Source organism: Pseudomonas sp. HR1, from assembly GCF_030175875.1.
Lineage (GTDB): Bacteria > Pseudomonadota > Gammaproteobacteria > Pseudomonadales > Pseudomonadaceae > Chryseomonas > Chryseomonas oryzihabitans.
In genome coordinates, this window is record NZ_JASNRF010000001.1 from 1,302,583 (window position 1) to 1,314,494 (window position 11,912).

Annotated in this window: 11 protein-coding genes; 3 read left to right on the top strand and 8 right to left on the bottom strand. The window is 67.5% G+C overall.

Going from position 1 to position 11,912, the window contains the following annotated elements; all coding sequences use genetic code 11:
• Positions 1-50: 50 nt before the first annotated feature.
• Positions 51-1,160, top strand: coding sequence for a glycine cleavage system aminomethyltransferase GcvT (gene gcvT / locus QKY98_RS06050; protein WP_074584221.1), 1,110 nt, complete (start codon positions 51-53; stop codon positions 1,158-1,160).
• A gap of 95 nt (positions 1,161-1,255) precedes the next feature.
• Here gcvT and QKY98_RS06055 read toward each other — a convergent pair whose 3' ends face one another.
• Entirely contained in the window at positions 1,256-1,870 is a 615-nt protein-coding gene (locus QKY98_RS06055; RefSeq protein ID WP_284670528.1) for a glutathione S-transferase, read from the bottom strand.
• A 155-nt stretch (positions 1,871-2,025) separates the two neighbouring features.
• Between QKY98_RS06055 and QKY98_RS06060 the strand changes: the two genes are divergently transcribed.
• On the top strand, positions 2,026-2,931 hold the full coding sequence (locus tag QKY98_RS06060) for a LysR substrate-binding domain-containing protein (protein ID WP_042134696.1): 906 nt from the start codon (positions 2,026-2,028) through the stop codon (positions 2,929-2,931).
• Between the two features lie 18 nt (positions 2,932-2,949).
• Here the strand turns inward: QKY98_RS06060 and QKY98_RS06065 are convergent, their stop codons facing one another.
• The gene (locus QKY98_RS06065) at positions 2,950-3,141 is read right to left on the bottom strand and encodes a hypothetical protein (protein ID WP_144954499.1); all 192 of its coding nucleotides are present in this window, start codon (positions 3,139-3,141) and stop codon (positions 2,950-2,952) included.
• Positions 3,142-3,384: 243 nt separating this feature from the next.
• Between QKY98_RS06065 and QKY98_RS06070 the strand changes: the two genes are divergently transcribed.
• Positions 3,385-5,349, top strand: coding sequence for a DNA topoisomerase III (locus QKY98_RS06070; RefSeq protein ID WP_284670529.1), 1,965 nt, complete (start codon positions 3,385-3,387; stop codon positions 5,347-5,349).
• Here the strand turns inward: QKY98_RS06070 and QKY98_RS06075 are convergent.
• From QKY98_RS06075 to QKY98_RS06100, 6 genes are all read right to left on the bottom strand, one after another.
• Positions 5,336-5,668 (bottom strand): endonuclease domain-containing protein, encoded by a 333-nt coding sequence (locus QKY98_RS06075; RefSeq protein WP_284670530.1) that lies wholly within the window; start codon positions 5,666-5,668, stop codon positions 5,336-5,338. The two genes, QKY98_RS06070 and QKY98_RS06075, sit on opposite strands and share 14 nt — an antisense overlap.
• Before the next feature lie 853 nt (positions 5,669-6,521).
• Positions 6,522-6,830 carry a hypothetical protein gene (locus QKY98_RS06080; protein WP_027597369.1) on the bottom strand — a complete coding sequence of 103 codons (309 nt, stop codon included), beginning with the start codon at positions 6,828-6,830 and terminating at the stop codon, positions 6,522-6,524.
• A 175-nt stretch (positions 6,831-7,005) separates the two neighbouring features.
• Positions 7,006-8,313, bottom strand: coding sequence for an MFS transporter (locus QKY98_RS06085; protein WP_042134690.1), 1,308 nt, complete (start codon positions 8,311-8,313; stop codon positions 7,006-7,008).
• Between the two features lie 169 nt (positions 8,314-8,482).
• Complete coding sequence (mifR, locus tag QKY98_RS06090) at positions 8,483-9,811, bottom strand: two-component system response regulator MifR (protein ID WP_108581658.1); 1,329 nt, start codon at positions 9,809-9,811, stop codon at positions 8,483-8,485.
• A gap of 65 nt (positions 9,812-9,876) precedes the next feature.
• Complete coding sequence (locus QKY98_RS06095) at positions 9,877-11,250, bottom strand: sensor histidine kinase (RefSeq protein WP_278388664.1); 1,374 nt, start codon at positions 11,248-11,250, stop codon at positions 9,877-9,879.
• Positions 11,247-11,906 carry a response regulator transcription factor gene (locus QKY98_RS06100; protein ID WP_027597373.1) on the bottom strand — a complete coding sequence of 220 codons (660 nt, stop codon included), beginning with the start codon at positions 11,904-11,906 and terminating at the stop codon, positions 11,247-11,249. The genes QKY98_RS06095 and QKY98_RS06100 overlap by 4 nt, the downstream gene beginning before the upstream one ends.
• Between the last annotated feature and the right edge of the window lie 6 nt (positions 11,907-11,912).

The window sequence follows — 11,912 nt, forward strand, 5'->3', positions numbered from 1 at the left end:
GCTCTGGAGGACCGGAGTGCGGAAGCCGCCACCCGACACGGAGCCCCACCATGTCCCTGCTCAAGACTTCGCTGCACGCCCTGCACCTGGAACTCGGCGCCCGCATGGTGCCCTTCGCCGGCTACGAGATGCCGGTGCAATACCCGCTCGGCGTGCTCAAGGAGCACCAGCACACCCGCGCCCAGGCCGGGTTGTTCGACGTGTCCCACATGGGCCAGGTCCTGCTCGAAGGCGAAGAAGCCGCCGAGGCGCTGGAGACCCTGGTGCCGGTCGACATCATCGACCTGCCCAGCGGCATGCAGCGCTATGCCCTGCTGACCGACGACAACGGCGGCATCCTCGACGACCTGATGGTCGCCAACCTGGGTGACTGCCTCTACCTGGTGGTCAACGCCGCCTGCAAGGAAGCCGACCTCGCCCACCTGGAAAAGCACCTGGGCGATCGCTGTCAGGTGCTGCCGCAATTCGATCGCGCCCTGCTGGCCCTGCAAGGGCCCGCCGCTGCCGCGGTGCTGGCGCGCCTGGCGCCAGAGGTGGCCGAGATGACCTTCATGCAGGTCCGCCGCGTCAAGCTGCTGGACCAGCCCTGCATCGTCAGTCGCAGTGGCTATACCGGCGAAGACGGCTACGAGATCTCGGTGCCCAGCGCCGCCGCCGAGGCCCTGGCCCGCCGCCTGCTGGCCGAGCCGGAGGTCGAGGCCATCGGCCTGGGCGCGCGCGACTCCCTGCGCCTGGAAGCCGGTCTCTGCCTCTATGGCCATGACATGGATGCCGGCACCACGCCGGTGATGGCCAACCTGGGATGGGCGCTGTCCAAGGTGCGGCGTGAAGGCAACGGTCGCGCCGGCGGTTTCCCCGGTGCCGAGCGCATCTTCACCGAACAGCGTGAGGGCGTGAGCCGCAAGCGCGTCGGCCTGCTGGTGCAGGAACGGGTGCCGGTGCGCGAGGGCGCCGAGCTGGTGGATGCCAATGGCGCCAGCATCGGTCGTGTCACCAGTGGCGGCTTCGGCCCGACCCTGGGGGCGCCGGTGGCCATGGGTTATGTCGACAGCGACTTCGCCGCCCTGGATACCCAGCTGTTCGCCGTGGTGCGCGGCAAGCAGGTGCCGGTCAAGGTCGCCAAGACCCCCTTCGTGCCGCAGCGGTATTACCGCGGGTAGGGAGTCGCCAAGCGCATCGCGGCCATGGCGGTCCGCCGATGCGGCCGCTCCTACAGGGTCCCGTAGGAGCGGCCCATGGCCGCCATGCTTTTCCGTCACGCCAGCGGATAATCGCGAAACACCGACAGCGTCTCCGCCTCGGCGGCCAGGGCCTCCAGCGTCGGGTAGTTACGCCGCTCGATCAGCCCCGGCAGGGCGAAGTGCAGGAAGGTCCAGGCCACCGCCGTGTCGATGGCGTCCTGGCCGATACTGTCTTCACCCAGCGGCGGACGCGGGCCCAGCCAGGCCTTGTCCAAGGCGCCACAGGCCGCACGCAACTGACCTTCCACGCGCTGCTGCCAGGGCGCATGACGCTTCTCTTCCGGTCGCAGATCACGCTCGTACACCAGCTGCACCGCCTTCTCGGACAGGGCCAGCGCCAGGCCGCTGCGACTGAGGGCGGTGGCCCGGGCCGCGTGGCCGCTTGGCCACAACTGCCGACTGCCACAGGCGAGATGCTGGGCATAGTCCAGAATCAGCGACGAATCCATCAGCCGCTGACCGTCCAGGCAGATCAATGTGGGTGCCTTGAGCACCGGATTGAAGCTGCGAAAGCGCTCGACCTCACGAAACAGCGAGATCTGGCGCAGCTCGAAGGGCAGAACCAGCAGGCGAAGGGAGATCGCGACCCGCCGCACATAGGGGGAGTCGAGCATGCCGATGAGTTGCATGGGGGTGTCCTGTCAGAAAGAGTGAATCCTGTTTCACGTGGAACGTCATCCTGGCCGTGTGTTTCACGCCATGTGCCGCTCTGGACAAGACATTAAGGATTCGGCGAAGCTGCTTCCAGCGAGAAATTCTGACCGGACCATTAAGGAAAGCTTACATGTCCCGTGTGCCGCCGTTGAATGCCCTGCGCTGCTTCGAAGCGGTTGCCCGCCTGGGCAGCGTGACCCGCGCCGCCAATGAATTGCACCTCACCCATGCCGCGGTCAGTCAGCAGGTGAAGGGCCTGGAGCACCAGCTGGGCATGGTGCTGTTCGAGCGCCAGGGGCGCGGGATCGAGGTCACCGGCGACGGTCGCGTCTATGCCGAGCAGGTCCGCCAGCTGCTCGAGGATCTGGGCGAGGCGACCCGGCGACTGCAGGCCCGCCCGCGGCGCAACGAGCTGGTATTCGCCACCTTTCCCTCCTTCGCCACCCACTGGCTGCTGCCCCGGCTGCCGCGTTTTCGCGCCCTGTACCCGGACTATCGCATCCGTATCCAGACCAGCCTGGATTTCCAGGATCTGCGCCAGGGCATGGTGGATATCGGAGTGCGCATGGGCGAGGGCCAGTGGGATGGCCTGACGGCGCTTCGGCTGTTTCAGGACGATGTGCTGCTGGTGGCGGCACCTGGTTACAACGGTGGGCAACTGCCGTGCAGCCTGGACGAGGCTCTCGCGCAGCCGCTATTGCACACGGAGGAAACCTGGCTGCACTGGGGCGAAACGGCTGGTCTAGGCGAAGCAGCACCCAATCGCGGCATCAGCGTGAATGATTCCAACGTGGTACTGGAGGCGCTACGCCTTGGTCAGGCGCTAGCGCTGGAGCGGCGCAGCCTGGTGCAGGCCGCGCTGGACGAGGGGCGTCTGGTCCAGCTCAGTCCGGTAACGGCGCCCTATCCCTATGCCTACTGGCTGGTCTGGCCGGAACGCGCCGAATCGGCGGAAAAGCAGGAGCGCTTCAGTGCCTGGATCCAGGCCGAGGTCGCGACCTATCTGGCCGCGCTGGAGACGCCGACGCCCGCCTAGGGCGTCGGGCGGGAGGTCTTAGCGCAGCAGCAGCTTGCGACGGCCGTCCGGCCAGACTTCCCAGAGTTGATCGTTGATGCGCTGCACCTGGCTGGTGGTCCGGCGCATGGCCGAAATGCTGGCCCGCAGGGCCTGGCCGCTGGCGGTGTCGACGAGATTTCCGGCGCCGGTGCTCTCGGCCGTGGTGCGATCCATAGCTACAGTGTTCATTGACGCCTCCCAGAGCTCGGCTAAAGACGGCGAAAGTGCCGTAGCCCAAGGACTGCCCAGCCACGGCAAGATTCCGCGTCCGCGGCGGCCGCCGTTCAAGCTGTGATCCACGTCCTGAGGACGCTGTGGCCCACTGGGCGAATTTGCGCAAAGGCCGCTTTCTGTACGGATATACAGATTAGGCCTTGCGCCGCTCGCGCAGGCTTTGCATCCTGTGGCGATTCCCCTCGTGCGACGCCCGCCATGCAGCTGTATCTCTGCGAAAAACCCTCCCAGGCCAAGGACATCGCCCGCATCCTCGGCGCCACCCGCCGCGGCGAGGGCTGCCTGCAGGGGCAGGGCGTGACCGTGACCTGGTGCATCGGCCACCTGCTGGAAACGGCGCCACCGGACGCCTATGACGCCCGCTACAAGCGCTGGTCGCTGGACGACCTGCCCATCGTTCCCGAGCAGTGGAAGCTGCAGGTCAAGAAGACCACTGGCAGCCAGTTCAAGGCGGTCAAGCGCCTGCTGGGCGAGGCCAGCGAACTGGTGATCGCCACCGACGCCGATCGCGAAGGCGAGATGATCGCCCGCGAGCTGGTGGAGCATTGCCGCTATCGCGGGCCGATCCGCCGGCTGTGGCTGTCGGCGCTGGATGACGTCTCCATCCGCCGCGCTCTGGCCGCGCTCAAGCCCGGTGCCGAGACCTATGGGCTCTATCAGTCCGCCCTGGGCCGCTCGCGCGCCGACTGGCTGATCGGCATGAACATGAGCCGGCTGTTCACCCTGCTGGGGCGTCGCTCCGGCTATCAGGGCGTGCTTTCGGTCGGACGCGTGCAGACGCCGACCCTGCGTCTGGTGGTGGACCGCGATCGTGCCATCGCCGCCTTCGTGCCGGTGCCCTTCTGGACCGTGGAGGCGACCCTGGACGCCTCCGGCAGTCGCTTCCAGGCCCAATGGCAGCCGCCAGAGGAGGTCTGCGACGACCAGGGCCGCTGTCTCAAGCCCGAGGTGGCCCAGGCGGCGGCGCGGGCCATCGAGGCGGCTGGGCAGGCGCGGCTGGTCAAGCTCAAGACCGAGCGCGTCCGCGAGGCGGCGCCCTTGCCCTTCGATCTGGGCACCTTGCAGGAGGTCTGTTCCAAGCGCCTCAACCTGGGCGCCCAGCAGACCCTGGACGTCGCCCAGGCGCTCTACGAGAAGTACAAGCTGATCACCTATCCGCGCAGCGATTGCGGCTACCTGCCGCTGTCCCAGCACGCCGAGGCGCCGGCGCTGCTGGCCGCCTTGCTGGGCGCCGACAGCAGTCTCGCCCCACTGCGCGACCATCTGGACGCCAGTCGCCGCTCGCGGGCCTGGAACGATGCGAAGGTCAGCGCCCACCACGGCATCATCCCGACGCAGGTGACCCGCGACCTGGGCCGCCTGAGTCCGCAGGAGCGCAACGTCTATGGCCTGATCCGCGCGCGTTACCTGGCGCAATTCCTGCCGCCGCACGAATTCGATCGCACCCAGGCCGACTTCGCGGCGGGCGGCGAACGCCTGCGGGCCACCGGCAAGCGGCTGGTGGAACCCGGCTGGCGGCGCGCCTTGCCCGAATCGCTCACGCCGCCCAAGGGTCGCGAGGCACCGCCGCCCCAGGCGCTGCCCGAGTTGCGCGAGGGTGAGTCCTATCCGGTGGTCGAGGTGCGTTGCAAGGATCAGCTGACCCAACCGCCCAAGCCCTTCACCGAGGGCGATCTGATCAAGGCGATGAAGAACGTCGCCAAGCTGGTGGAGGATCCCGCCCTCAAGCAGAAGCTCAAGGACACCACCGGCATCGGCACCGAGGCGACCCGCGCCAGCATCATCCAGGGCCTGCTGGACCGCGGCTACCTGGTCAAGCAGGGCAAGGCCCTGGCGGCGACCCCGGCGGCCTTCGGCCTGATCGACGCCGTGCCCCGGGCCATCGCCGATCCGGGCACCACGGCGCTCTGGGAGCAGGCGCTGGATCGGGTGCAGGAGGGCGAGCTGAGCCTGGCCGAATTCGTCACCAAGCAATCGGCCTGGATGGGCAAGCAGGTGGAGCGCTGTCTCGGCCTGACCCTGACCATCAGCGGACCGCCGCCGGCGGGCAAGGGCGCGCCCTGGAAGAAGAAGCGACGTACGGGCGGGAGCAAGGCCAAGGCGACGGCGAAGACGGGTGGCGCAGTGCCGCGCGTGCGCAAGCCGAGGGTCAAGCCGGGCTGAGGGCTGCGTGAAGGCGTTCGAGCACGGCGTCGGGCTGGGTCAGGACCTCATGATTCCAGAAGCGAATGATCTTGAATCCCTGGGCCTGCAGCCAGGCGTCGCGCTCGCGGTCGTTGGCGCTGCCCTGATGCTGGCCGCCATCCAGTTCGATCACTAGCCGCGCTTCCAGGCAGACGAAGTCCAGGATATAGCGACCATAGGGATGCTGACGGCGGAATTTATGACCCTGTAGACGGTTGCCGCACAGGTGATACCAGAGTGCGCGCTCGGCGTCGGTCTGACCCCGGCGCAGGGCGCGGGCATGGCTGATGAGGAGCATGGGAATCCTTTCCCTGGGTGTTCTGGTGTCGGGTTCGCCCTCACCCCAACCCTCTCCCGGAGGGAGAGGGGGTGGTACGGAGTGAGAGGTGATCCGGGGAGTATCGCCTGGGGAAATAGTGTTGGCGAGGCTCTAACGCGCGGTTCGCGCGGCTATGACAAGGGTGCCTGTGCGGCCCTCACCCCAACCCTCTCCCGGAGGGAGAGGGGGTGGTACGGAGTGAGAGGTGATCCGGGGAGTATCGCCTGGGGAAATCGTGTTGGCGAGGCTCCAACGCGCGGTTCGCGCGGCTATGACAAGGGTGCCTGTGCGGCCCTCACCCCAACCCTCTCCCGGGGGGAGAGGGGGCCATACGGAGCGAAGCGGAGCTATGGAGTAGCTCTCGCTGAAAGACAGTCAAAACTGCTATCGCAGCAGCACTGAAAACAGCTTCAGTACCCACGTCTGGAGAAAGAGCCCGCCACCGCTCCAGGCCGCTCCCTCTCCCTGAGGGAGAGGGTTGGGGTGAGGGCCCGGGGCCAGCCTTACTTCCCCTCGAACGCCGCAGCAGCAGTGGCATAGGCCGCTTTGTGATATTCAAAGCTGGCTGACTGCGCCAACATGATTTCCCAGTCCTCGATAAAGGCGATCACCGAGCGCTAGGAGAGGCTGTCAGCCTTGATTTCGGCTCTGTCGATGAAGTTGGAGGGGGTGGAGGTGAAATGGCCTCAACTGGCCTAAGCGAATCGCTATCGCAGTAACACTGAAAACAGGCTTGGAACCCACGTCTGGAGGAAGAGCCCGCTACCGCTCCAGACCGCCCCCTCTCCCTGGGGGAGAGGGTTGGGGTGAGGGCGCAGGGCCCCAGCGAGTCTTACTTCTTCTCGAACGCCGCCGCGGCGGTGGCGTAGGCCGCTTCGTGATAGTCGAATTCGGCGGACTGCACCAGCAGGGTTTCCTCGTCCTCGGTGAAGGCGATCACCGGGCGATAGGAGAGGCCGTCGGCCTTGATTTCGGCTTCGTCGATGAGCTTGGAGAGATCGAAGGCGAAGTCGCCGCAGATGGCCTTGGCCTGGGCGTCGGTGATGCCGTGCTTCTTCAGGGCATCGCGCAGCAGGCTGCTCCACTGGTATTGAAACTGGAGACCCAGTTTGGCGTAGCTGGGACCGTAGTCGATTTCCATGAGTGTGTAACCCGGGCTTGGGAGGAGGGGGCGAACTCGCCACAGCGGTCAGCGAAATGACCGTTGTGGACGCTGCCGGTGACACTACGATGGCGTGCCCCAAAGCCCAGGCAAAGGGGGGCGGGCCGGACGGCCAAATCTAATGACCGAGAGGCCCGCACCCAGGGACGAGCGGTTATTCGTGCACGATGCGCGAGTGATCGCGGGTGTCCTTCATGAAGACGTAGACCAGCAGCGAGCAGGCGATGCAGCCGGTCACGTACCAGTAGTAGCCGCTCTCCATGCCGATGCTCTTGAACCACAGGGCCAGGTATTCGGCGGTACCGCCGAAGATGGACACGGTCAGGGCATAGGGCAGGCCGACGCCCAGGGCGCGGATCTCGGTGGGGAACAGCTCGGCCTTCACCACGGCGTTGATCGAGGTGTAGAAGCTGACGATCACCAGCGCCACCATGATCAGGCCGAAGGCGCCCCACCAGGTGGTGACGCTGCCCAGGGCGGTGAGGATCGGGTAGGTGAACAGGGTGCCGAGCACGCCGAAGGCGATCAGTACCGGACGCCGGCCGACGCGGTCGGAGAGGGCGCCGACCACGGGCTGCAGCAGCATGAACAGGAACAGCGTCGCCGCCGAGATGGAGGTGGCGTCGGTCTTGCTCATGCCCACCGAGTTGACCAGGTACTTCTGCATGTAGGTGGTGTAGGTGTAGAAGGCCAGGGTGCCGCCCATGGTCAGGCCGACCACGGTGAAGAATTCCTTGGGATGGCGCATCAGGGTGCGCATCAGGGATTCCTTGGGTTTTTCGGCCTTCTTGAAGGAGCTGGTCTCTTCCATGCCGCGGCGCAGGTAGAGCGCGGTCACGGCGCAGGCGGCGCCGATCAGGAAGGGGATGCGCCAGCCCCAGCTTTCCAGCTGTTCGACGGTCAGGGTCTGCTGCAGCACGATCAGGGTAGCCAGCGCCAGCAGCTGCCCGGAGATCAGGGTGACGTACTGGAAGCTGGAGTAGAAGCCGCGGCTTTCCTTGGTCGCCATCTCGCTCAGGTAGGTGGCGGAGGTGCCGTATTCACCGCCCACCGAGAGGCCCTGCAGCAGCCGCGCCAGCACCAGCATGATGGGGGCGGCGACGCCGATGGTGGTGTAGCTGGGGGTGAGGGCGATGATCAGCGAGCCGGCGCACATCATGATCACCGAGACCATCAGCGCGGACTTGCGGCCGGCCTTGTCGGCATAGAGGCCCATCAGCCAGCCGCCGATGGGGCGCATGAGAAAGCCCACGGCAAAGATGGCGGCGACGTTGAGCAGCTGGGCGGTCTGGTCGCCCTTGGGAAAGAAGGCCTTGGCGAAATACAGGGAGAAGGCGGCGTAGACGTACCAGTCGTACCATTCGACCAGGTTGCCGACGGAACCGCTGAAGATGGACTTGATGCGCTGCGAGGTGGTCTTGGGCGCGGTCTGGCCGGCCGCGAGGGTAGCGGTGCTATCCACAGGGTGTTCCTCTTGTCGTTGTTATTAGGGCGCTCGGGGCGTCGACAAGGGCTATAGCAGGGGGCGTGCCAGGTCGCGAAGCCGCGTCCTGACTGGGTTTTGCCAGGGCGGATCGGCGAAAGATCGCCGAAAGGCGGTGAGCAATGAGCGGATTTCCGCCTATGGCCTCTCAGTCCTCATCGCGGAAGTCGGCCCGTACCAGGCCATGGCGCTGCATCTTCTCGTTGAGGGTGCGCCGTGGCAGTTGCAACTCGTCCATCACCGCCTTGATCTCGCCGCCGTGGCGGGCCAGGGCGGCGCGCAGGCACTGGGCCTCGAAGGCTTCCAGCTGATCGGCCAGGGAGTGGCCCGCGGCCGCGGTGGCGGGGGTACCCAGGCCGAGGGCCTCGCGCTCGGCGGCGTTGGCCAGCTCGCGCACGTTGCCGGGCCAGCCGTGACCCAGCAGCTGGGCCAGGCGCGCCGCGCCGGGCGGGGTGACCGGCCGGCCCAGGCGGGCGCCGGCCTCGGCGAGGAAGTGATCGAACAGCAGCGGGATGTCTTCACGCCGGGCGCGCAGCGGCGGCAGGTGCAGCTCGGCGACATTGAGGCGATAGGCCAGGTCTTCGCGAAAGCGTCCGGCGCGGGCTTCTTCCAGGAGATCCGGCTTGGTGGCGGCGACGATGCGCAGGTCCAGGGCGATGCTCTGGTTGGAGCCGAGGCGCTCCAGACGCTGCTCCTGCAGCACCCGCAAGAGCTTGACCTGCTGCGCCAGGGGCATGCTCTCGATCTCGTCGAGAAACAGGGTGCCGCCGTTGGCGTATTCCAGCTTGCCGATGCGCTTGCCCTGGGCGCCGGTGAAGGCGCCGCTCTCGTGGCCGAACAATTCGCTCTCGAACAGCTGCTCGGGGATGGCCGCGCAGTTGAGGGCGACGAAGGCCTTGCCGGCGCGGGGACCGAAGTCGTGCAGGCAGCGGGCGACCAGTTCCTTGCCGCTGCCGGTCTCGCCGCGCAGGAGTACGTTGACCGGCGTCGGCGCCAGGTCGAGGATCTGCTGGCGCAGCCGGACGATGCCGGGCGAGACGCCGAGCAGGCGGCGGGCGAGCGCGCTCTGGTCGTCGACCCGGCGGTGCAGCTGGCGGTTCTCCAGCACCAGCCGGCGCTTTTCCAGGGCGCGGCCGAGATCGCCGAGCAGCGCCTCGGGGCTGAAGGGCTTTTCCAGGAAATCGTAGGCGCCCTGGCGCATGGCGCTGACCGCCAGGGCGACGTCGCCGTGGGCGGTGAGCAGAATCACCGGCAGGTCGGCATCCAACGCCTGCAGCTGTTCCAGCAGGGCCAGGCCGTCCATGCCGGGCATGCGCACGTCGCTGACCACCACCCCGGCGAAATCCGGGGTCACTGCCGCCAGGCAGTCTTCGGCGCGGGCGAACAGCCGCACCTGATGCCCCGACAGCTCCAGCCACTGGCGCACCGCTTCGCGGATGCTGGCTTCGTCGTCGACCAGATAGACCTGAGCTTGCATGGGAGGCGTCCTCTCGCGGCCGGTGCGCCGCTACCTTGCCCGAAGGCCGGCGACGGGTCGAGTCCCTAGCCGGGTCCCGGCAGCACCGGCAGGCCGAGACGGGCACAGGCGCCGCCCTCCGGGCGGTTGCCCAGTTCGATGCGTCCGCCCAGGTGCTGGGCGACGGTCTGGACGATGGACAGTCCCAGGCCGGCGCCGTTGGCCGCGCCGCTGCTGTAGAAGCGCTCGAACAGCCGTGGCTGGATCTCCTCCGCGATGCCGGGGCCCTGGTCGAGGATCTGGATCTCCGCCCAGTCGGCGGTGACCTCCAGGCGGATGCGGATCTCGCCGCCGGGAGGCGACACGTTGACCGCATTGGTCAGCAGATTCTGCAGGGCGATGCCCAGCATGGCGCTGTCGCCATGGACCTGCACCCGGCTGGCTTCGGCGTCGAGGCTGAGGTCCAGGCCCTTGTCGAGAATCCAGGGACCCAGTTCTTCCAGGGTGGCGCTGAGGGCGGTGCGCAAATCGAAGCGCTGCTCGGCGCTCCAGCTCGGCCGGGGTTCCAGACGCGCCAGGATCAGCAGCTGGTTGACCACCCGGGTCAGTCGGTCGGTGCCGCTGACGACGAATTTCAGCGCCTCGTCGCGGGCCGCCGCGGTCTGCGCGGACAGGGCGTTCTGCGCATGCAGGCGCAGCACCGCCAGCGGCGTGCGCAACTCGTGGGCGGCATCGGCGATGAAGCGGCGTTCGCGCTGCAGCAGTTGCTCGATCTGCAGCAGCAGCCGATTGAGCGCCGCCTGCATGGGTTCCAGTTCGCGCGGCAGCGGATCCAGCTGCAGCGGTTGCAGGGATTCCGGGTCGCGGTGGCGGATCAGCCCGGCCATGCGCCGCAGCGGTTTCAGGCCCCAGCCGATGGCCAGCCAGGCCAGCAGCGACAGCAGCACCAGGCCGATCAGATGCGGCGTGAGGGTGTGGCGCAGGATGCGGCGGACCAGATCGGCGCGCACCTCTTCGCGTTCGCCGACCCAGAGCATCAGGTCGTGCTCCGGGTCGGGCAGCAGGAAGCCATACCAGGCCTCGCCCTCCAGGGTCTGCTCGGTGAAACCCGGGGTCGTCGGCATGCTGAAGATGGGCGCGCTGGGCGAGCGCATCAGGGGGACGCCGCGGGCGTTCCAGGCCTGGAAGGCCATCTTGGCCTCGTATCTGTGGCCATAGGGGCTGTCGCTGGCCTCGGCCAGAGCCTGGGTGACACTGGCGTGCAGCGCCAGGCGGCCTTCGCCGCGGGGGGCGGCGCGCAGCATGCCCTGCAGGATGCGCGCGCTCTGCGCCAGCTGGGCATCGTAGATCTCGCCGATCTCGCGCTGGCTGTCGTGGACGTTGGTCAGGGCGATCAGCAGGGTGCCGATCAGCAGCAGCGAGAGCACCAGGCCGACGGTGCGGCGGCGGATGGAGGTCATGGACATTCGAGGCGGTAACCGATGCCCCGGACGGTACGAATCAGGTCGGCGCGCAGCTTCTTGCGCAGGTTGTAGATGTGCACTTCCAGGGTGTTGCTTTCCACCCCCTCGTCCCAGCCGTAGAGCAGCCCCATGAGGCGGTCGCGACTGAAGATCTTGCCCGGATTGGCCAGCAGTTCGTGCAGCAGCTGGTATTCGCGCGGGGTGAGGTTGACCGGCTGGCCATCGAAGGTGACCCGGCGGGTGGCCGGATCCAGAGCGATGCCGCCGCCTTCGAGCTGGATCTGCGAGGGACCGTTGCGCCGCCGCAGCAGGGCGCGCAGGCGCGCCTTGAGTTCCTTGATGTCGAAGGGCTTGACCAGGTAGTCGTCGGCGCCGGCGTCGAGGCCGGCGACCCGGTCCTCGGTGTCGTCGCGGGCGGTAAGGATCAGCACCGGCGTGGTCAGGCCGTTGGCGCGACTCTGGCGCAGCACCTGGATGCCGTCCAGGCGCGGCAGGCCGAGATCCAGCACCACCAGGTCGAAGCCCTCTTCGCGCAGGGCGTGGACGGCGCTTTCGCCGTCCTTGAGCCAGTCCAGGGTATAGCCCTCTTCCCGCAGACTGGTGCGGATGCCCTCGCCGAGGTCGGGATCGTCTTCGATCAGCAGCACGCGCATGGAGGC